We start from the raw sequence: 19,152 nt of genomic DNA on the forward strand, positions 1-19,152 counted from the left end.
GTCACAGCTTCGCTCCGACCTCGGCGTAGCGGTCCATAAACCGGGCTGCGTATTCCTTGTGCGTGGACGGCGCATCCATCAGAGCCCGGTAGTAGGCGCCCATGTCAGCATGGGTGATAACCGGGCGTTCATCGTGTGCAGTCATCTTTTCCCGGGCACGGAGCCACGGGACGTGGGTGCTCGTCCACCGGCCAAGCATCAGGCCGGTGTCGTGGTCATGGAACTCGAACAGGGAGCGGATGGTTGCGGCCTGCGCCTCGTCGAGCTTCCCGGGATCTCCGAGCGGCCAGAATTCGATCGTGTGGATGTCGCGGTGGTGCGGAAAAAGCTCAAGGACCACGGGCCCGGAATTGGCGGCGCGGACTTCCTCGGAGAACAGGGGCTCGCCGTGCCAGGCCAGGTGATAGGCCTGGCAGAGGTAGGCGAGCTTGTGCAGTTTGCTCGAAGCCAGGCCGGCCAGACCGCGGCGGGTCTTGTTCTGCGCCAGCTGAAGACTCACGATCCGGGTGGCGACGTCGTGGACTGAAATGCTCACCGGCTCTCCTCCTCTACGCAGGCCCCGTCTTCGGCGCAGATGTCGCACTCCTGGACAGTGCACGGTTCGGTGCCGAGGCGCACACCTTCCAGCAGGGACTTCCATCCGGCAGGGCGGTCCGAATAATAGTTGACGGCAATGCTGTGGCAGCCGGTGGATACCCAGGCCTTCCCCGGCGGCAGGGCAGCGTAGCCGCGCAGCTCCCGCCGGGCACCGTACTCCTCGAAGGTGCCGCCGGCGGCTTCGATCTCAGCGATAGCTTTGCGGCTCATGCGCGGTTCACCTGTTGTCTCCGCTGCCCTGAAGGACACCGCGCTGCTTGCGGTCCGCCAGCTTGTTCAGGTTCGCCTGGGTGACTGCATGGACAGTGGTGTCGAGCGAGCTGCAGAGCGCTGTCAGCTCCGTGACGACCTTTCCGAGTGTCTGGATCATCGCGGCCCTGCGCGCAGGAAGGAGGACGCCGCCATCGTCGCGGATTGCCTTCTTGAGGTGGCCGGCCATCAGCCCTGCCTGGATAACGGCGGCAGCTGCTGTAAACGTGTAGGAGGCGTACTCCTCTTCCGCTGCGCGGGCATCCCATACTGCCTGCAGGGTCGTGCCCAGCGCGTCGGCGACAGCGGCCGCGTACCAGAAGCAGTCACCGATCTCCGCCTTGATCCACTTCTCCCACAGCCTGCGGCTGGGAATCTCTTCACGGGCGGCAAGATCAACGACTTCGCCGACCTCGGAGACCAGACCCAGCACGGTGTAGTCCAATCCCCGGTCAAGGGGGAAGACAGCGGTCGTGAGGGCTTCAGCCTGGTACTTGTTCCAGTCAATCATTCGGGTTTCCGTAATCTCGTGCGGGTTAGCGGTCTGCTGCGATGACAGCTTCGGCAATCTTCTCTGCCGTTGCGCCCGGTGTAACAGCGATGCCCGGGTCTTCTTCTGCGAGGGTGCCGACGTAGAGGTCCTGCGAGGTGAACACCGAGGCGCCGGGGTTCTCGTAGTTGAAGACGCCGGGGCCGACGATGATGATGTTCCGGGGCAGGGTGGCGTAGATGGTGGCAGTGTTGCCGCCGGTCTGGTGGACGAAGGCGTCGATGCCTTTCGCTGCAAGGGCTCCGGTCAGCTCATCGGCGGTGACTTCGAGATCCTGGTCTGTTTCACTCAAGGGTTGCTCCTGTCGTTGGTAGCCCCGGTCAGGGCTGTTCACGTTAAATGTGTGCGGAGGGTGGACGAACGCTCACCGCAGGATGCTCTCCGGCTCGACGGCTGAGCGGGTGGCGTGACGGCAAAGCCGCCCCGGCCCATGATTGCGGGCCGGAACTTCCCGGCGCAGGGCGGCCATGCTGCCCATGTGTGCGGAGGCCGGCCTGCATCTCACCGCGGGCGGAGGAAGAGAACCCGGATGCCGCACACATGGTGGCCATGACAACCAAGACAGAGCTGGAACAGCTCGACGACATCCATGAAGGCCTCACCATCCTCGAAGGGAACCTGCGCTGCACCATTACGGACATCAAGGAAAAGCAGCGCACCCTGGAGCTGATCATCCTGGCCAAGGGCGTGCTGCAGGCCTTCCCTGACGCTGTCTCGCTGAAGGTCGAGATCCGGGACGGCATCGCAGTTCCCCTTCAGCTCCTGGGCAAGAACATGCCGGCGGACGGACAGACGGACCTGGCGCTTCCTGAACGGGAACTGATCTCCTCGGGGAGGGTCCTGGACCAGCTCCATATTCAGGGATGGCTCCTGGGCGAGCTGCTTGGCGAAATCTCCCGGGGCAGCGACGTTTCGTGGATCAACCAGGTCGACGAACTTCCCGACGTCGACACGGACTTCGAGGACCCGTACCGGTCCCACAAAACTGAGTTCAGCATCCTTCTCGCCAAAACAGCCAACCTGCCCGTACCCTCGGCCAACCCCGCCACGGCTGCGGTTGCCGCCCTTGAAAACCTGGTCTCTGAAGACTCCCGGAACCTCGAAACGCTCAGGGCAGGCCTGCTGACGGTCGACCCGGGTGCCTACATGCTCTACGTCCGTCACCGGGAGGGGGAGTGGGAGGTCGAGGAACTCGTGGATGAAACAGGGCTTGTCCTGCGCGCGGGGGGCCCGCTTGCAGCTGAAGCCATCCGCGGCGGAACGGTGGGAGGGGTGCTGTCCCGGATTCCCCACACGGAACTTGCCTCCCTGGTCACCGGAGCCAGGGGAACTGCCTTCGAGGAAACAGGCGCTGTGCTGGGCATCCACGTGGATCCTGGCCTCAGCTAGAGAAAAGAAAACACCGCCGGATGATCCGGCGGTGTTTTCTTTTAGTCCTGCGGGAGGTCGTCCCCCGGCGGCGGCTGCTTCATCTCCAGATGGCGGTAAGCCCAGGCCAGAGCCTCGGGGTCTTCGGTCATGACGCCTTCGCAGACGTCATCCAGGCGCTTCATGTAGACCTGTGACTCCGGCTCGAAGCTGAACATGGCCAGGACGGCCGCTTCCGAGTAGGCCCTCTTGGGATCGCAGGGGGTGCACAGCAGCGCGTGGCCCGGATCGCCGATGGCACGCTCGAACGTGGGTTCCTGGCATCCGGTACAAAAGAGCCCGAGTTCCCCCGCGGTGAAAGCGTCGCCGCGACGGGTCAGGCAGTTGCTGCAGGTGCCTGCGGGGCCGTCCGGCCGCACCGGGGTCCACTGATGCCCGGGGCAGTCAAGGTAGGCGCGCAGCTTCGCCCAGCACTGCTCATCGGCTTCGGCGACGCTCGAGCCTTCTCCGCGGATGAAGGCACCCTCGGGAAAGCACTCTACGAACGATGTCCGGCGCGCCGGTACCGGGTCCTTGAACCCGATGACGATCCCGTTGCCGCCCTGGGTATAGATACCCCCGTAGTCGTGCGGTGATTCAAAGGTCTCGTCCGGGTGGCAAGCCAGCGGGATGACGGTCATCAGTCGTCCTCGCCAGGCTCCGGCGCGCATTCCCCGAACACCTCGATGATGGTTCCTGCAGGCGCTGCAATCCGGATGGCAGGATCTTCGGGCCGGTCCGGGCGCGGGCAGAACGTCACGGCCCAGGAAGGGAATCCGGATCCTTCGGGCGCTGAGACGTTCAGGTCCCAGCCGTCGTGTCCGAAGCGGGCGGTGACAACGAGGAACGTGCCGTCGGGAGCCTTCAGCCGCCCCTGCCAAGTCTTGTCCCAGCAGTCGTATTCGTCGCTGATGGCACCTTCAACCTCCACGAGGTCATCCGATGCGCCGTAAATGAGAATGCTGTGATCTGTGCTCATGGCATCCATGTGTGCGGCAGGGCACCGGCTTGTCCCCGCTCGTGCCGGCTGCGCATGGGTGCTACCGGATGGCAGTGATGACCTTCAGGGCCGCGCCCTCAGCGTCCGCGGCCGCCCCCAGAATCAGGGCGGTGTTGCGGCGCCGGACCGGACCGTGGTTGATCCTGGAACGAAGCTCCGATGCCATGGCGGCCCCGGGACCTGTTGCGAGCAGGGGCGTGTACGCACTGGCCCGCCCGGAGGGGTTCTCCGGGCTGATGGAGGTCCGGAAGGTGACCAGCGCACGACCGTTCTTCTCCGGTTCAACACTCAGGATGACAGCGAGCAGCGGTGTGTTCATGGCTCCTATGTGTGCGGCACCATGGCAGCACCTCGACGGTGCCGAGGCACTCGCGCTTCCGTTCAGGGGACCTGAAGGTAGGGCAGCTTCTCGTTCAGCAGCGCTTCGACGTCGCATTCGGCGCTGCCGGCCTGGGCGCAGAGGGCGTTGGCCGCGTCCAGCAGCTTCTGAGCAGCCTCGGCGTCTTCGAGGGTGGCTTCCACGCTCTCACCGAGGTGCCGGATCGGGTTCTCGTCAGCTGAGGCCGGCGGACAGGGGACTTCCACGACGTACCCGTCGTCGGCAGTGACGGCACATGCAGGATTAGGGCCCCATCCCGGACCGGGTTTCGGTTCTTCAGCCGCGCACCCGGTACAGAGCAGAGCACCGGCGGCAAGGAGGGGGAGCAGTCGCATCTTGTTCATATTCCCTATGTGTGCGGCATGCTCGGTGTCTCTTGCCCCCCCCCAGGCGGGAAGGCCCCAGCACCCCTCTGCGCATGTCCCCGAGCGTAAGCAACCGACAAACCCGGGAGAACCATGTCCCAGCAGGACACCGCCGCCACCTTCAACGTAGACAAACCACCGAAGGGCGCCGGCCCGCCGGATGACGATACGATCCGGCTGATCGAAGAGCGCATCGCCTACTCCAACCCTTTCGTGACCGTGAACTTCGACGACGTCGTCTTTCCCAACGGGGCGACGGGGCGCTACACACGCATCACCAGCGGCACAGGCCTGGGGGTCGTCGCGGTGCCCTACACGAACTTCCGCGGGCTGCCCTACCTGGGACTGGTCCGCCAGTTCCGGTACCCGACCGGTGAGTTCACCCTGGAGTTCCCGCGCGGCGGATCCGATGACCTGAGCCTGGCCGAAACGGCACGGGAGCTGGTGGAAGAGACCGGACTGGACTGCGGGCGGGGACGGCAGCTCGGTGTCATTCGCCCGGACACCGGGCTGATGGACACACAGATCGCCGTCTGGTGCACCTTCCATACCCTCGAGTCACTGGAGAGCCTCCACCGGGAGGGCGACACCGGGGCTACCGTCCGCTGGTACGGCGTCGGTGAGGTCATGGGACTGGTCAGCAATGGCAAAATCACCTGCGGGATCACCCTCGCGGCTCTGGCACTGATCCAGAACTCGGGCATCATCCGCGAGGTATAAGCAAGAGACCGGGCCCCTTCGTGGGGCCCGGCACTCTGTCTACTGGTCGGGCGCGTCCAGAACACCGTTCACGACGGCGGCCTCCTGCACGGTCAGAGCGTAGTTCTTTACTGCCTTCAGGGTGTCCTCCTCTTCGGCAGCGCCTGACATCCTTCCGCCATAGATCATGGCATCCATGTCGTCGAGCCGTGTGCGGCACTCCGGGAGAGTCTCAACGCCGGCGGCCTGGATTCAGGGCCAAGCAGTTGTTCGGCAGGGCCCCATCAATGATGGCCTACTGAACGTGAATCCTGCTGCAGGGCGGCTTGCTCCGTAACCCGGGCATCATCCATTTAGCCTGGGTTAGAGGTAATCCAGTACTCCGTGGATGACCGCTGATTTGTGGACCGCCATTGCGTACATCTTGACCGCGAGCTCAGTCTCGCGGTCCGTGGCCGTGCCGTCCACGAAGCCTTCGACGATGTCGATCTCCATGCCGCGGAGTTCTGACCAGTTAGCTGACATCTGGTCCTCAACGGGACCCGTGTGCCAGGCGTTGCCCAGCCCGAGCATCGCTTCGATCGCTGCTTCAGCGTCAGCGTGATCGGCCAAGGCCGCTTCGATGGCTTCTTCAAGAGAGGTCGTCGAAGCAGCCTGGGTCACGGCTGGTGCAGAGGGGGCATTGGTGGCCTGGGAGGAGCCCTCCGCGGAGCAGCCGGAAAGGGCGGCGACCAGCAGCACTGCTGCCGCCAGGGTGCGGTGCAGGCGGAACGGGCGGCGGCTGGATGCGCTGGTCACTGTGCTCATGTTCCTCATGTGCGCGGCAGAGATCCAGACTCTCTCCGGCCGGGTCAGCGGATCAGGTCTGCTTCGAGCGCAGCATCCTCAACCATCAGGGCGTACTTCTGAACGCCGACGAAGAATTCACGGTCAGTGCTGCGGTCCGAGAGCATGTCCAGTTCGACGCCCATCTCGAAAACCATGATTTCGCTCCAGGCTTCGCTGGGCATCACCGGTTTCAATTCCGCCTCGGCAAACCGCCGCAAGTCAGCCAGTGCCGACATTGCTTTCGACTCCTCGGTGTGGTCTGCCTTGGCAGCCAGGATGGCTTCCTCCAGAGTCTCCGGCTCCGGTGCTGCCGCTGAGACTGGAGTTGGTGATGCTGAGGCAGATGGCTTGGCCGCTGAGGACAGCCCGGGTGCTCCTGGATCCGCAGAGCCCGAGCAGCCTGTGAGCAGGAGGGAGAGCAGCGCTGCGGCTGCCAGGTGCTTCTTCATGATGTCCTTCGCCGGCTCATGCCGGATAGTGCTGTGAAATGGTGCGGGAATCAGCATACCGGCAGGTCAGAAGTGGAATTCCTTTCCCGCTGTGGAGGCAGCAGCGCAGGCCTGGAACAGGTCGTGGTACTTCTCGGCCGTCATCCCGGGTATCTCCTCGGCAGCTTCAAGGCGGTACATGTTGGCCAGGCGGAGGGCATTCATCGGGGTGTCGCTGACCGCCTGTTCCTCCTCGCTGCCCCAGATGAGTGTCTGCTCGGGGATCTGCTCCGTGGGGTCCAGGATCCGGTGGATGGCCTGACGCTCAGCCATTGCCTTCATGCAGGGGGTGCAGATGAGCAGCTCAAGCCGGTCCCCGCCGGGGGAGTCGAAGGCTGTTGCGCCGTAGTGGCCGGTGCTGATGAAGATGTTGGCGCCGTACGGCTGGTCGGGCAGGTCTGATTCGACCGGCCCAAGGGCGGTTCCGCAGACGGCGCAGGGAAGGTCTTTCCGGGAAGGCATAGGTCTCCTGGCTGGCCGGCTGCGCCGGCCGTGGGCGTGATAGGTGTGCTGCCTTCCATGTGTGCGGGAGGGCACCGGAATCTCCCCGCAGACGAAGGAAGGGCCTCCCAGCCGGGAGACCCTTCCTTGATGCCTTGCGGGGTGGTTACGCCTCGCCGTCTTCGAGCATCCTGGCGAACTCGTCGGGGGTTACGATCCGGATGCCCAGCTCCTGCGCCTTGAGGAACTTCGATGAGCCGGGCTCGCCGCACACCAGCAGGGACGTGGACTTGGAGACAGAGCCGGCTGCGCGGCCGCCGTTGGCTTCGATCAGTTCCTGGGCGCCGGTGCGGGTCAGGGATCCCAGTGCGCTGCCCTTCAGGGAACCGGTGATGACCACGTTCATGGCCCCGCCGTCCGCGGTGACGAGCTTGGGAGCCTTCGCGCCCTTCTCCGGCTTGGGCTTCGGGGCACCCATGTTCACGCCGGCGGAGCGGAGGCGTTCAATGACCGGGGCGTTCTTGGCCAGCTCGGCGTGGATGACCTGGGCCTTCTTCTCGCCGATGCCTTCTACGTTGGCCAGCTGGGTGACCGTGGCGGACTGCAGGGCTTCCATGGTCTCGAACTGGGCGGCGAGGCGGCGGCCAAAGGTGCGTCCGGTGAAGCGCATGGACAGGGCGGTGATGACCCGGTTCAGCGGCTGGGCCTTCGCCTTCTCGATCTCCGCCATGATCTTCCTGGCGTTCTTCTCGCCCAGGACGCGGTCGGCGCCGGAATCGGTGGTGCCCAGCTTCAGGTTGGCCAGCTGGTCCTCGGTCAGGTGGAAGATGTCCGAGACGTCCTGGACCAGGTCCGCTTCGATGAGGGCGTCACCGGTGGAGCCGCCGAAACCTTCAATGTCCAGGCCGGCGTCGCGGGAGACGGCGTAGGAGATGCGACCCGAGACGGAGCATTCGGGGTTCGTGCAGCGCCACAGCTCCGTGGACTTATCGAACTCGCCGCCGCACTTGGGGCAGGCCGCGGGCGGCTGCCACGGCTGGGAGGAGGCATCACGCAGATCGGCTCGCGGAAGGTGGACCTGGGGGATGATGTCGTTCGCCTTGTAGGCCATGACGGTGTCCCCGATGCGGATGTCCTTCTTCAGGAGGTCCTGCACGTTATGCAGGGAGGCGTACTCGATGGTGGATCCGTCAACATCCACGGGGGTGTACCGCGCCCGGATGGAGAGGCGGCCTGTCTTGCCGATCTCGTATTCGATGTCCTCGATGACGGTCGGCTCTTCCACCGGCGGATACTTGTAGGCCACAGCCCATTTCGGCGCCCGGGTTCCCTCACCCAGTTCTTCACGCTCGGCGGCGGTCGGAACCTTCAGCACGGCACCGTCCATCAGGAAGTCCAGTCCCTTGCGCTCAGCGCCCAGGGCTGCGATGGCGGACATCGGATCTTCAGCGTCCAGCACCGACTGGGGAAGCAGCGACCGGGCGGTGGTGAAGCCCATGCCGGCCAGTTCGTCCATCGTTTCAAGGTGGTCGGCACCGCTGCTGATGGTTGTTGAATAAGCAGCAAAGCTAAAGAGCCCGGCGTAGGTCGAATCGTCCTTGTTGAGCATTCCGGCCACGCCGTTGCGGGCGTTCTTGAACGGCGCCTTGCCGGCGGCGACGCGGATCGCGTTGGCCTTGTCCTTGTTCTCGTCGTTCAGGTACAGCTCGCCGCGGACTTCGTAATCACCGTCGCCGGCCACCTCGGGCAGGCCTTCAACACCGCGAACCTTCTCCGTGACGTTCTCGCCCGTGTAGCCGTCACCGCGCTTGGCAGCGGAGACCATTCGGCCGTTCTCGTAGCGGACGATGATGGCCATGCCGTCGATCTTCGGCTCGATGACCGCATTGGGGTGCTTCGCGGCGAACTCGATGACCTTCTCTTCGCCGGGCTTCTCCAGGGAGCCGGCCAGGGTCGCGTGCTCGATGTCTCCGCCCGCGGCGCCGCCGTGGCCAACAGCGGTGTGCAGCCCGTGGTCGGCGCTGATGCCGTTGGTTTCCTCGTAGCTGAGGATGTTTGCCTGGAGGCGGTCGAACTCCGCGTCGGTCATTTCTTCGACGTCGGTGGTCTCGTACGCGCGTGCTGCGGAGAGGGCGCGGGCGACCGATTCCTCGTAGTTTTCGGCTGTGACGGCCGGGCCGGTGAGGGTCAGTCCGGGTTCGGCGTGGGTGCGGTTATCGAACTGTCCGCCGGTGGAAGCCGCTGCTCCTGCAGCCTTGCGCGGCTGGGGAGGAAGGGCGGGGGCTTTAGGCATTCTCGGTCCTTGTTCAGAGGGGTGCTTTCACCCTCTATGTGTGCGGCAGGGCTCCTTCTGAGCGACGAACCCCCCGCGTCTCAGTGCCTGCTGCCGCCGACGCTCCGTCTAGGCAGCCTTCGCGGATGACGGGGCAGTCCAGGCCCGGGTGGTGAGGACGCCGTCAACGGCTGCCAGGCGTTTTGCGGTGACCTCGTCGAGAGTGCCGGCGGCATATGCGGGGCGGACGACGCGCCGCAGGTACTCGTAAAGTGCCGGTTCGTCGTCGGGGCCGGCGCTGCGGGGCTTCCGGCTGTTCCTGGTGCAGAAGTCCACGAGCTCGGCGAGCTGGTCCCCGGAGACCCCGCGGCGGCGGGGCACCAGAAGCCCGTCCACGGCTGAGAGGCGCTTGACGGTCTCGGCGTCGAGGGTGCCGCTCTTGAAGGACGGGCGGACGACGCGACGCAGGTAGTTGTAGAGGGAAGGTTCGGTTCCGCCGCCGGTGGCGCTGGGGAGGCGGCCGTGTTCGGTGCAGAACGCGATGAGGTCAGCCATGCGCGTATCTCCGGCCTTGATCCGCAGTGCCCGTTCGGTGGGCTGGCGCGGAACGGAGTCTTCGCGGCGCTTGATCTTGCGGGCCGTGAAGACACCGGGAATCTTGTTCAGACGCTCCAGCATTTCCGGGGGCAGCTCGTCACGGCGGTAGCGGACGCGGACCGTGTCGTTGAGGTACTTGTACATCGACTCCTCGCCCGGGGCGGTGCCGGAGTAGCGGGGCAGGCGGCCGTGCTGCTGGAAGAACAGCTCCAGGTTGTCCAGCCGGCCGTTGCCGGGAGGGAAAGCGCTCGATGCGGCGGACTTCCTGCGCGCGAGGCGGGGAACGGCGCCGGGTACGGACCGGAGAATGGCCTCCAGGCGGGGTGCAAGACTGCTGTTCTGGATGTCCGTGCACTGGCGGTCCAGCCAGGTGCGCAGCGTGTCTTCCGGCCCGCCCTCAGGATTGCTTTTGGGCAGGGCACCGTGCTCGTCCACCCAGGATTTGAACGCTTTGAAGCGCGCAATCCAGGCGTCGTTGTCGGGAAGTTCGTGGCTGGGCATGATGCGTTCGTCTTTCATTGTCAGGCAGGGTCTCTGGGGCGTACCGGGTCAGGGCTTCGGTGCAGGGGGCGGCTTGCCGTAGCCGGCGGACTCCTGCTGCCGGATGAGCTCCAGCACCTGGGCCTCGGAGGCGGGTCCGTCCATCCATTTGTCCACGCCGACGTTGATCTGGGTCCTGCGGACGTCGAACTCGTCATGCACGTGCCCGTGGACGAGCCAGTTCCCTTCATCGCGCAGGCGCCACTGGGTGTGACGGTCGAACTCGGAATGGCTGTCACCGTCGTAGGGGAAGTGCGAGAGCAGCACGGTGCGGCCTTCGATGACGCGGGTTGCCGCGGACTGCACTGAAGCGAATGCAGCAAGGTACTGCCGGTGCAGGCGCTGGGCGTTGCGGCGTCCCGGATGACCGTAGTCGTGGTTGCCGAAGACCAGGTGCTTCGTACCGGGAAGGTGCCGGATGATCTCCAGTGCCCGGGTCGGGGAGGCAGCGGCAAGGTCTCCGAGGACCCAGACAGTATCGCGCTTGGTGACCGTGGCGTTCCATGCCTGGATCAGGTGGTTGTCGTGCTCGTCCGGGTCGGCGAAACCGCGCAGGCCTGCGACGAAGGCATGCCCGAAGTGCGGATCGGACCAATAGAAGACGTTGTTCATGTCCCCTATGTGTGCGGACGCTGAGGAATCTCTCTCACCAGCCTCACGAACGGGAGAGCGCAGGCACTGATGCCCGGGTGCGGAAGGCATTCTTCAGCTTGTTCCACCGGCCGGTCCACCAGTCGTCGTCGTTCCTGATCCGGCTCCAGTCCCGCAGGAAGGAAATGATCAGGAAGACATCCAGGACGACACCGACCCAGAATCCTCCGGCAGCGTAGCCGACAGCCTTGACGCCCAGCAGAACACAGGCGGGAATGATCAGGGTCCGCTGCACCGACTGGGCCACGTACCTGCGCCGGGTTCCGCGCACAGAGAAGGTATGGACGAAACCGAAGGCGATGCAGGTGACGGTCAGGATCAGGGCAGCAGCGGTAACGGCGATGCCGACGGGGTCGCTTGCGAAGCCCTGCCAGAAGTTCACTGCTCACCTGCCTTTTCACGCATCAGATCCAGCGCCACGGCCTTGACCAGCTCCCTGTACCGGGGGCGCTCTACCGCAAGGATAGCTTTCTTGCGGCGCCTGCCGCCGGGAGTGCTGACGGTGAACGCGACGACACGGCGAAGGGCCCGCTCATGCATGCGCTGGGAATTGGCCTGGTGCGGGCTGGCACCGGGACTGGGCATGGATCTGTTCACAGGGTCCTCCGGAAGTGTGCTGGTACTGCTCCCATGTGTGCGGAGCGGAGCATCCCTCTCACCGGAGGCCGGCAGATCAGGGGGCCGTCATGGGCAGCTCAGAGCCGGTCTTGTCGACAAGGATGATCTGGTCCGCTGCAATGATGCCGTGGATCAGTGCCCCGTCATGGATGACCGGGCGGGTCTGGGTTGTCGGGACGAACAGGCCGCGGCTTTCCTTGGTGCGAAGCTCCCGCGCCTGTGCCTGGGAGAGTTCCAGGCCGTACCTGTCCTTCGCCCAGCCTGTGAACTCGCCGTCGTAGTCTGCGGTTTTCCTGCCCTGCAGGTGACCGGCAAAGTTGGCCATGCTGTCGGCCGGACCGCCCTGCTTCTCGATGACCGCTGACCCGGCTATGGGCAGGATGAGCAGGGCGGCAGCGAGCAGGCAAAGCCGGTGGACGGTTTTGAGGCTGAATCTTCCGGGGTCGAGGCGCCGGGCGGCGAGAATGAAGCCGGCCAGTGCCAGGGCGAAGAACCAGCCGGCGGTCAGGACGAAGGCAAGCATGCCGTCGTAGGCGGTGTTGTGCACCCAGGTCAGGGTGGCGTAATCGAAGTGTCCGGCGGGGTCCTGGACCAGGGGCAGTCTCACTGGGCTGCCCCTGGTCCGGTGTTGGAGGTTCGGCCGGCTGTGCACGCGGGTGTGTTCATGCCCGACTGTGTGCGGCGGCCGGCTGTGACGCTTACGGCCTCGGATCCGCGGGTTTCAGGGGCTCCTTGGGAACCAGCGGAACGGCCTCGCTGAGGATCTCAGGTTTCTCCGCCGGGCAGCCCGGACGGGACTGCAGCCGGCGCTCCTGGGCAGGCAGCTGCGTAGCTGACGGGGACGGAGAAGCGGACGGTGAAGGATCCGGTGCGGGAGTGTCTGTCCCGGGTTCCGGGACCAGGGGAGTGCCGGCTTCGGGCGGCAGCGGCCGCAGGCAGGCCTTGACCTGCTCGTCGTATTCAGCGCGGGCGGCATCACGGCGTTCCAGGAAGGCATCACGCTCGGCCACGTACTCGTCGTACTCGGCCTTCAGCTCATAGTACTTATCCCACTTGTCCACGATGGCTGACCAGGCACGGTTGGTTTCGGCAACTTCCGCAGCGTACTTCTTGTACTTCTCGGCGTCCTTCTTGTACGCGTCGTAGGACTTCCAGTACGCCAGCACGTCGCCCTGCCAGGTCTTGGCATCAGCCTTGAGATCCTTCAGCGCCTGCTCTGACTGCTGCTTCTCCGAGGCGAGGGCAGCGTCAGCGTCAAAGCCCGGGGCCTTCTGGCCGGTGAAGGACCATCCGCACCCGGGACCGGCCTTGTCATCGGCAGGGACGGGGAAGCTGCGCGCGGTGGGTGCTTCGGATGCCGGTGCCTTGGGTGCCTCCGGGAACGGGAGGGCCTCGGGCATCAGCGGCCAGACTGGGAAATCCGGTTCGGCCATGGGTTCCGCGGGGGCATCGGCGATCACCGGTGCCGGGACCGGGTAGCTGGGTGCCGCGGGTTCCTCGGAGGGCTGGGTGCTCTGGGGGGATGCCGGTGCGCTGGGCGAGGCTGACGGAGACGGGTCCGTGGAGGGCAGTCCAACGTCAGGGATGCGAACCGTGACCGGACGTGTGAACTGGCTGTACCCGGCGAGGCTGAACGGGCTGCGGGACGCGTCCTTAGGGGTGGAACTGATGTCGGCGCACACTCCCTGCAGGGCGGTGTCGAGGGGGCCCTTGAGCTGCACGGCGGCGTCCACCAGGACCTGTGAGTTCTGCCCGGACACGAAGGCGATCACGTCTCCGGAGCGGAAGGACGCGACGGCTGAACGCTGTCCGCCGTGGCTGACTGAGGCGACCGCGGCATCCGGTCCGGGCTTGTCTGCCCCGTAGATCGGCGACTGGGCTACTGCGCCTTCTGTTCCTGCGCAGCGCTGGGCTCCGGCATGCATCTGCGCCAGGGCCTCGGCCCCCAGCCCGGCAGTGTAGGCCTGGACGGTGACCCGCACCCGGTGACCGTCGATGGTGAATGCCCGTGCCAGTGAGGTGGAGGCAGCGGAATTCTGGACGGGGCACGAGTAGGGAAGCGGGGCGACAACCGCGCTCTGCAGGTCTCCGTTGGCTTTCCAGCCCCTGGGAGGGTTCTGCAGGAGCCCGGTCAGGGCAATGGTCGCGGGAGTGTCCCTCCAGCTGGCCGCCACTGTCTCTTCCAGCTCCACTGTCCCGGCTCCCGTCGAGCCGTCGTCGGTGATGGCGGGAAAACCAATGAGGGCTGCGGCGAGGGTGGCAGCAGCGGAGATGAAAGCTACCGCCGCGGACCCGCCAAGGAGGAGGGTGCCCTGCTGCTTTGAGGGTTTGAAGCCCATGAACTATTTGCCTTCCGGGAGTTTGATTGCAGTGTGCGAGCCGTCGCTCAGCGTCAGGACCACTTCCTGGCGGTGTCCGGAGGTACTGCCGGGGGCCGGAGTCTGGGACACGACGGTTCCTGCGGGATGGAGCCGGTTCGGCGCGGCGGTGGTTTCGGAGATCACCGGCGTGAGCTTGTTGGACAGCAGCAGGGTCACTGCCTCATCCGTTCCCATGCCGCGGACATCCGGGATGGCCCTGGACGTCGTGGAGCTCGTTGCGGCGTCTTCGGCCTTGGGCATGGCCTTGGCCGGCAGGTCCTTGTGGATGTCATTCATGATGGACTTCCAGACCGGGGCGGCGACCTCGGAACCCGTGAGGTTGTAGAAGGTCTGCCCGTAGGCCTGGAGGACAGTCAGCGGGTACTGGGTGCCGCCGCGGGGGTCGCCCAGCCAGACTGCCGTTGAGTACTGCGGGGTGATTCCGGCGATCCAGTTCGCTGCAAAGTCGTTGGTGGTACCGGTCTTGGCGCCTGATTCTCGGCCATTGAGCCCGCCCAGGTCCTGGAGGGTGCCTCCGGGTGTCAAAGGCTGCTTCAGGGAGTCTCCGACGGTGTTGGCGACTGCAGGGGCGATGGCCTGGTGGCAGTCCGGCTCCGGTGTGCTGATGGGCTCTCCGGTGGAGGTGCGGATGCCGGAGGTGATGGTGTGCGGGGTGCATTCGACGCCGCCTGAAGCGAAGGTGGCGTAGGCATTGGCCATTTCGATCGGGCTGACCTCGTAGGCACCGAGCACGAGGGAAGCTTCCCGCCCCTGGATGGCGCGTTCGCCGGTCCGCGGCAGGGAGGTGATGCCCAGCCGTGCCGACATGTCGGCTACTGCCAGGACGCCGGTGCGTTCCACGAGCTGGATGAAGTAGGTGTTGGAGGAAACCTTGGTGGCCCCGCGGGCGTCAATGCTTCCGTAATTGATGCCGCCGTAGTTGATGTACCCGCCCGGCGGGAAGTCCAGGGCTGCCGGCACGTACGGGCTGACTGCATTGAACCGGGTGGTGGCCGGGATGCCCTGCTCGAGTGCGGTTGCCAGGGCAATGGGTTTCATGGTCGAGCCGGGCTGGAAGGCCTGGTCGGCGTAGATGATCTCCGTGGATCCTTCGGCCGGACCCCAGGTGCGGTTCTGGGCGATGCCGGCGATTTCTCCGGTGCCGGGGACGACGACCGCTACGCCCATTGCCGCGCGGTTGCCGTTGCCCAGCGCCTGTTCCACTGCCTGCCGGGATGAGTCCATGACCTTCCGGTCAAGGGCCGTGGTCAGGGTCATGCCGCCGCGGCTCAGCCGGTCTTCACGGGCTTCGCGGGTGTCGCCGAAGGCAGGGTTTTCCAGGATCTCCTGGCGGACCAGCGAGCAGTAGAACGGGTAGTCGGACTGGTCGCAGCCTGAACGGATCTTGCCCGGTTCCGGCAGGATGCCAAGGGGCTCGGCAGTGGCTGCTTCGAGCTCGGCGGGGGTGAGTTTGCCGACGGCAGCGAGACGGTAGAGGACGGTGTCGCGGCGGTTCTTCGCCTGTTCCGGGCTGAGGTAGGGGTCGTAAACGTTCGGGCCTTTCACCAGGCCGGCGAGCATGGCGCCCTGTCCGTCGGTGAGGTCCTTGGCCGGGACGCCGAAATAGATGCGGGAGGCGGCTTCCACGCCGTAGGCGCCCTGGCCGAAGTAGACCGTGTTGGCATAGGACGTGAGGATCTCGTCCTTGCTCAGCTGCTCTTCGAGGTTGACGGCGTACTTGAGTTCGCGGAGCTTGGCGTTGTAGCTGGTGCCTACACCTACAGCGGCTTCGGTTTCGTCCCGGGCATTGTTGATCAGGATGTTCTGGACCAGCTGCTGGGTGATGGTTGAGGCGCCCTGGCGGGAGTCGGTGAGCAGGTTGGAGCCGGCTGCGCGGACGATTCCCTTCAGGTCCGCTCCGCCGTTTTCGTAGAACGATGCGTCTTCGGTCGCTATGAGGGCCTCGGTGAAGTGCGGGGAGATCTCGCTGAGCTTCACGTCGATGCGGTTCTCGGAGAAGAAGCGCGCGAACTCCTTCCCGTCGCGGTCAAGGAGTACGGTGTGCTGGGGCAGGGCGACGTCGAGGGGCAGTTCTGTGGGAAGTTCTTCCCAGTACGTCAGGGCTGAGGAGGCAGCTGCCGCGGCGAAGGTGGCAGCCGGGGCCACCAGTGATCCTGCGGCAAGGGCGACGACGGCAACTGCACCGGCGAACCTTCCCAGCCGCCGGGACCGGGATCCGGAAGTGCTCTCGGCGTCCTGCATGGCGGATCCGATGAGGCGGTCGAGGCTGACCGTCTCAGGTCGGGGTTTTCTCACGGGAGGTGCTCCTTGGCGCTACAGATCAGAGGGTGCGCAAGCTGCGCCCCGGTGACATGTGTGCGGACGCCGGTGTCTCTCTCCCCGGGTATGGAAAAGACCCGCCGGGCAGCTGGTGCCGGGCGGGTCCGTCCGTGGGTGGCCGTTACCGGCTGACGGGGCTGTAGGACTGGGCGATCAGGTTGCGGCGGAAGATCTCCAGCTGCTGGTCGGTGAGGTCGGTGGACTGGCGGACTACGGAGCGGAAGGGCAGGACGCGGCCGTCCACTTCCACGAAACCGACCTGGGACAGGACGGGGGATTCGGGCTGTGCCTGCTGCGCCGGTGCCGGGACCGGGGCGCCGGACCGCATCATGAAGGCGAGGACGATGATTCCTGCCCCGACGGCGAGGAGGATTGCTGCGAATTGCCAGGTGGCGGTGATTTCAAGGATGTTCACGGGGCACTCACTTTCATTCCGGCCTGTTACCGGATGTCGTTGTTGTGCCCTATGTGTGCGGCAAGGGAGCCGTCTCTCTCCGGACATGGAAAAGGCCGGCACCGCAGGGGTATGCAGTGCCGGCCTCTTTCCTTCCGTCTGGGAGGCTAGGACTCCTCGGCGGGGCGTACCGCGATGATGACGTAGCGCTTGCCCCTGGTGTCGAAGTGGCCGCTGCTGGCGGTGATCCGGTAGGGCCTGTATGACCCGTCCTCCTGCAGGCCGCGGACGACCACGCCGTCATGGTCCGGGGAGCCTTCGGTGCACAGGCCGGCGAAGGCCGTGAAGTCCTGCGGGTGGATGGAGTGGGGGAGGTAGCCGTACTGAGGGATCTGAAGTCCGTACTGCTGCCAGTTGGGGCTGGCCATGAAGACCTGCCAGGTGGCGGTGTCCACGGCGAACATCGCCTTGTAGTTGATCAGGTCGAACGCGGCACGGACCAGGGCGGCGGACTGGTTGTCCATCTCCTGGGGCATGTCGGGTTTCAGGGAAGTGACTTCCCGGGCGATGCTACGAAGCCATTTGACGGTTCCGGACGGGTCGACGATGACGCGTGAGACGGTCTCAAGCTGCTTGGACCCGGGGCTGTCGGTCCTGGTGCGTGTCAGGATGCGGAACGAGACGGTGTGCCGGCGTCCGTCCGGGTCGGCGATACCGGCGTCAATGACGACCTTCATCCTGGCCCTGTCCTCAGGGGCAATGAGGGTATGGACCCATCCGTTCATGTCACCGGTTCCGCTGCCGCGCCCGGACGGCGGGACTTCGTAGAGGGCGAACATGTTCTCGTCCCACACGGTGTCGATGCGGCCGCCGTCCATGATCCGCCACTCGATGCCCCCGACCAGCGGCTTCGAAGGCAGCGGCTGCCCTGCCGGGACGTAGACGGCGAGGATGGCATTGACCGCTTTGTTGATCGGTGAGAGCACTGCCTCCACCCGCACCCGCCACGAGGCACCGCGGAGCTCGACAACTTCGTCGATTGCCGGGTTTTGGGCGCTGATTGCTTTGATGCGGGGAATCAGCAGCTCCCGCGCTGTGGCGTCCAGGTTCTTTCGGACGCTGGCTTCCGAGTAGTGCGTGTCGCCGATGCTCAGCAGGGCGAGCTGATCCTCGACCAGGGTGTCGATGAGGACCCACAGTCCCTGGGTCCCTGTTTGCGGATCCATATGTTCATCCCCCATGGAGGTCATGCGCGCGGCGGCGCAGGCCGTAACGGAACCCCGAGGCCGCCGGCGTGCTGTGCCGAAGCCTGCGCCCATGTATCAAAACAGGCAGTTCACTGATTACGTACAATGTAGCAAAACGTCGGTGGAGGTGATTTCGGACATGTCTCAGATCACACGGGGTCACTTTGGATCTCGATGCAGGTGCATGGAATACTTGCAGAGCGACGCACCGCCGGCGGATGCCTGCGCAGTCGCAAGCGCTACACAAAATGCCCTCTGGCGGATGCCCGAACGGCTGTTTTCCCTGAATTACCCCTGCACTCATCTGCAGGTCTACTAGGAGTACAGCCATCAAGAACGCATCATCCCCACAGCCGGAAGAATTCGCCGACGGAGTCTTCCTCGTCCGGGGGCCCGGATCAAACTGGATCATCATCCGCTCCGGTACCGATTTCACCATCGTCGACGGCGGTTACCCGTCCGACCTGCCGCTGGTCCTGGACTCCATCAAGTGGCTGGGACTGAAGCCCTCCGCAGCGGCAGCCATGCTCATTACGCACGCTCACACTGACCACACCGGTGCAGCCTCGCACTTTTCACGTGAATACGACACCCCGGTGCTCTCCAGCCCCGGCGAGCACAAATCTCTGTTGGGCGAGGAGAAATTCCAGGTCACGGTCAAGACGGCCCTGCCCTATCTGTGGCGTCCGACCGTCATCCGCTGGGCTCTTCATGCCGCCAAGTCCGGCGGGACCGTGCCCAACGACATTGCTGCAGCCAAGGTCTGGACAGCGGAGGATCTCGATGAGCTGCCGGGCTCGCCGGTGGCGGTGATGACCCCCGGGCACACTCCGGGCCACGCTGCCTTTCACCTGCCCTCGCACGGTGTCCTGATCTCCGGTGACGCACTGGTGACGGGGCACGCGATCTCGCGCCGCGAAGGCCCGCAGATGCTCCATCCGATGTTCCACAACGATCTTCAGGGCGCCCGATCAGCACTAGACCTCCTTGCAGCCGTCGATGCGACAGTTCTGCTTCCGGGTCACGGACCGGGACTCCTGGGCACACCCGCGGCACTTGTCTCAGCCGCACAGCGCTAAGGCGCGCTTCAGTCAGTCATAGAAAACACTTCGGGGAAATACAGGCAATTC

General features: G+C 65.2%; 25 protein-coding genes. 3 read left to right on the forward strand and 22 right to left on the reverse strand.

Annotated features, from left to right (window positions below):
- Position 1: 1 nt before the first annotated feature.
- Genes ACSLGO_RS05240 through ACSLGO_RS05255 form a run of 4 tightly spaced genes read right to left on the reverse strand, consistent with a single transcriptional unit; the run spans position 2 to position 1,688 of the window.
- Positions 2-535 carry a Panacea domain-containing protein gene (locus ACSLGO_RS05240; RefSeq protein ID WP_436400383.1) on the reverse strand — a complete coding sequence of 178 codons (534 nt, stop codon included), beginning with the start codon at positions 533-535 and terminating at the stop codon, positions 2-4.
- Complete coding sequence (locus ACSLGO_RS05245) at positions 532-807, reverse strand: hypothetical protein (RefSeq protein WP_436400385.1); 276 nt, start codon at positions 805-807, stop codon at positions 532-534. Before ACSLGO_RS05245 ends, ACSLGO_RS05240 begins: the two co-directional genes overlap by 4 nt.
- A 7-nt stretch (positions 808-814) precedes the next feature.
- Positions 815-1,357 (reverse strand): hypothetical protein, encoded by a 543-nt coding sequence (locus tag ACSLGO_RS05250; protein ID WP_436400386.1) that lies wholly within the window; start codon positions 1,355-1,357, stop codon positions 815-817.
- Positions 1,358-1,382: 25 nt separating this feature from the next.
- A complete protein-coding gene (locus ACSLGO_RS05255) occupies positions 1,383-1,688 on the reverse strand; it encodes a hypothetical protein (protein WP_436400388.1) in 306 nt (101 codons plus the stop codon).
- 257 nt (positions 1,689-1,945) lie between these two features.
- On the opposite strand from ACSLGO_RS05255, the gene ACSLGO_RS05260 reads away from it, so the two are divergent.
- Positions 1,946-2,785 carry a hypothetical protein gene (locus ACSLGO_RS05260; protein ID WP_436400390.1) on the forward strand — a complete coding sequence of 280 codons (840 nt, stop codon included), beginning with the start codon at positions 1,946-1,948 and terminating at the stop codon, positions 2,783-2,785.
- Positions 2,786-2,826: 41 nt separating this feature from the next.
- Here ACSLGO_RS05260 and ACSLGO_RS05265 read toward each other — a convergent pair whose 3' ends face one another.
- The 4 genes from ACSLGO_RS05265 to ACSLGO_RS05280 form a co-directional block, all read right to left on the reverse strand.
- Positions 2,827-3,444: a hypothetical protein gene (locus ACSLGO_RS05265; RefSeq protein WP_436400393.1), complete on the reverse strand. Its 618-nt coding sequence runs from the start codon at positions 3,442-3,444 to the stop codon at positions 2,827-2,829.
- A complete protein-coding gene (locus tag ACSLGO_RS05270; protein ID WP_436400395.1) occupies positions 3,444-3,782 on the reverse strand; it encodes a hypothetical protein in 339 nt (112 codons plus the stop codon). The genes ACSLGO_RS05265 and ACSLGO_RS05270 overlap by 1 nt, the downstream gene beginning before the upstream one ends.
- Positions 3,783-3,843: 61 nt before the next feature.
- Positions 3,844-4,122: a hypothetical protein gene (locus ACSLGO_RS05275; protein WP_436400397.1), complete on the reverse strand. Its 279-nt coding sequence runs from the start codon at positions 4,120-4,122 to the stop codon at positions 3,844-3,846.
- A 62-nt stretch (positions 4,123-4,184) separates the two neighbouring features.
- Positions 4,185-4,526, reverse strand: coding sequence for a hypothetical protein (locus ACSLGO_RS05280; protein WP_436400398.1), 342 nt, complete (start codon positions 4,524-4,526; stop codon positions 4,185-4,187).
- A gap of 114 nt (positions 4,527-4,640) precedes the next feature.
- Here ACSLGO_RS05280 and ACSLGO_RS05285 point away from each other — a divergent pair, with 114 nt between their 5' ends.
- A complete protein-coding gene (locus ACSLGO_RS05285; RefSeq protein ID WP_436400400.1) occupies positions 4,641-5,267 on the forward strand; it encodes an NUDIX hydrolase in 627 nt (208 codons plus the stop codon).
- 39 nt (positions 5,268-5,306) lie between these two features.
- On the opposite strand, the gene ACSLGO_RS05290 is transcribed toward ACSLGO_RS05285, so the two are convergent.
- The 14 genes from ACSLGO_RS05290 to ACSLGO_RS05355 form a co-directional block, all read right to left on the reverse strand.
- Complete coding sequence (locus ACSLGO_RS05290) at positions 5,307-5,444, reverse strand: hypothetical protein (protein WP_436400402.1); 138 nt, start codon at positions 5,442-5,444, stop codon at positions 5,307-5,309.
- Positions 5,445-5,609: 165 nt separating this feature from the next.
- Entirely contained in the window at positions 5,610-6,053 is a 444-nt protein-coding gene (locus ACSLGO_RS05295; protein ID WP_436400403.1) for a hypothetical protein, read from the reverse strand.
- A 44-nt stretch (positions 6,054-6,097) separates the two neighbouring features.
- Entirely contained in the window at positions 6,098-6,523 is a 426-nt protein-coding gene (locus ACSLGO_RS05300; RefSeq protein WP_436400405.1) for a hypothetical protein, read from the reverse strand.
- A gap of 66 nt (positions 6,524-6,589) precedes the next feature.
- On the reverse strand, positions 6,590-7,024 hold the full coding sequence (locus tag ACSLGO_RS05305; protein ID WP_436400407.1) for a hypothetical protein: 435 nt from the start codon (positions 7,022-7,024) through the stop codon (positions 6,590-6,592).
- A gap of 145 nt (positions 7,025-7,169) precedes the next feature.
- On the reverse strand, positions 7,170-9,296 hold the full coding sequence (ligA, locus tag ACSLGO_RS05310; protein WP_436400409.1) for an NAD-dependent DNA ligase LigA: 2,127 nt from the start codon (positions 9,294-9,296) through the stop codon (positions 7,170-7,172).
- Between the two features lie 108 nt (positions 9,297-9,404).
- Positions 9,405-10,391: a hypothetical protein gene (locus tag ACSLGO_RS05315; RefSeq protein WP_436400411.1), complete on the reverse strand. Its 987-nt coding sequence runs from the start codon at positions 10,389-10,391 to the stop codon at positions 9,405-9,407.
- 30 nt (positions 10,392-10,421) lie between these two features.
- Complete coding sequence (locus ACSLGO_RS05320) at positions 10,422-11,024, reverse strand: metallophosphoesterase family protein (protein WP_436400414.1); 603 nt, start codon at positions 11,022-11,024, stop codon at positions 10,422-10,424.
- 43 nt (positions 11,025-11,067) lie between these two features.
- A complete protein-coding gene (locus ACSLGO_RS05325) occupies positions 11,068-11,445 on the reverse strand; it encodes a hypothetical protein (RefSeq protein ID WP_436400416.1) in 378 nt (125 codons plus the stop codon).
- On the reverse strand, positions 11,442-11,660 hold the full coding sequence (locus ACSLGO_RS05330; RefSeq protein ID WP_436400418.1) for a hypothetical protein: 219 nt from the start codon (positions 11,658-11,660) through the stop codon (positions 11,442-11,444). The genes ACSLGO_RS05325 and ACSLGO_RS05330 overlap by 4 nt, the downstream gene beginning before the upstream one ends.
- A gap of 76 nt (positions 11,661-11,736) precedes the next feature.
- The gene (locus ACSLGO_RS05335; RefSeq protein ID WP_436400419.1) at positions 11,737-12,288 is read right to left on the reverse strand and encodes a hypothetical protein; all 552 of its coding nucleotides are present in this window, start codon (positions 12,286-12,288) and stop codon (positions 11,737-11,739) included.
- Between the two features lie 91 nt (positions 12,289-12,379).
- Positions 12,380-14,020 carry a hypothetical protein gene (locus ACSLGO_RS05340; protein WP_436400421.1) on the reverse strand — a complete coding sequence of 547 codons (1,641 nt, stop codon included), beginning with the start codon at positions 14,018-14,020 and terminating at the stop codon, positions 12,380-12,382.
- 3 nt (positions 14,021-14,023) lie between these two features.
- Positions 14,024-16,357 carry a transglycosylase domain-containing protein gene (locus tag ACSLGO_RS05345; protein WP_436400423.1) on the reverse strand — a complete coding sequence of 778 codons (2,334 nt, stop codon included), beginning with the start codon at positions 16,355-16,357 and terminating at the stop codon, positions 14,024-14,026.
- Between the two features lie 145 nt (positions 16,358-16,502).
- Complete coding sequence (locus ACSLGO_RS05350) at positions 16,503-16,796, reverse strand: hypothetical protein (protein WP_436400425.1); 294 nt, start codon at positions 16,794-16,796, stop codon at positions 16,503-16,505.
- Positions 16,797-16,942: 146 nt separating this feature from the next.
- Positions 16,943-18,001, reverse strand: a complete 1,059-nt coding sequence (locus ACSLGO_RS05355; protein WP_436400427.1) for a hypothetical protein — start codon at positions 17,999-18,001, stop codon at positions 16,943-16,945.
- A 428-nt stretch (positions 18,002-18,429) separates the two neighbouring features.
- Here ACSLGO_RS05355 and ACSLGO_RS05360 point away from each other — a divergent pair, with 428 nt between their 5' ends.
- On the forward strand, positions 18,430-19,101 hold the full coding sequence (locus ACSLGO_RS05360) for an MBL fold metallo-hydrolase (protein ID WP_436400662.1): 672 nt from the start codon (positions 18,430-18,432) through the stop codon (positions 19,099-19,101).
- Positions 19,102-19,152: the final 51 nt, after the last annotated feature.

This window comes from Arthrobacter sp. IK3 (genome assembly GCF_051337705.1).
GTDB classification, from domain to species: domain Bacteria; phylum Actinomycetota; class Actinomycetes; order Actinomycetales; family Micrococcaceae; genus Arthrobacter_B; species Arthrobacter_B koreensis.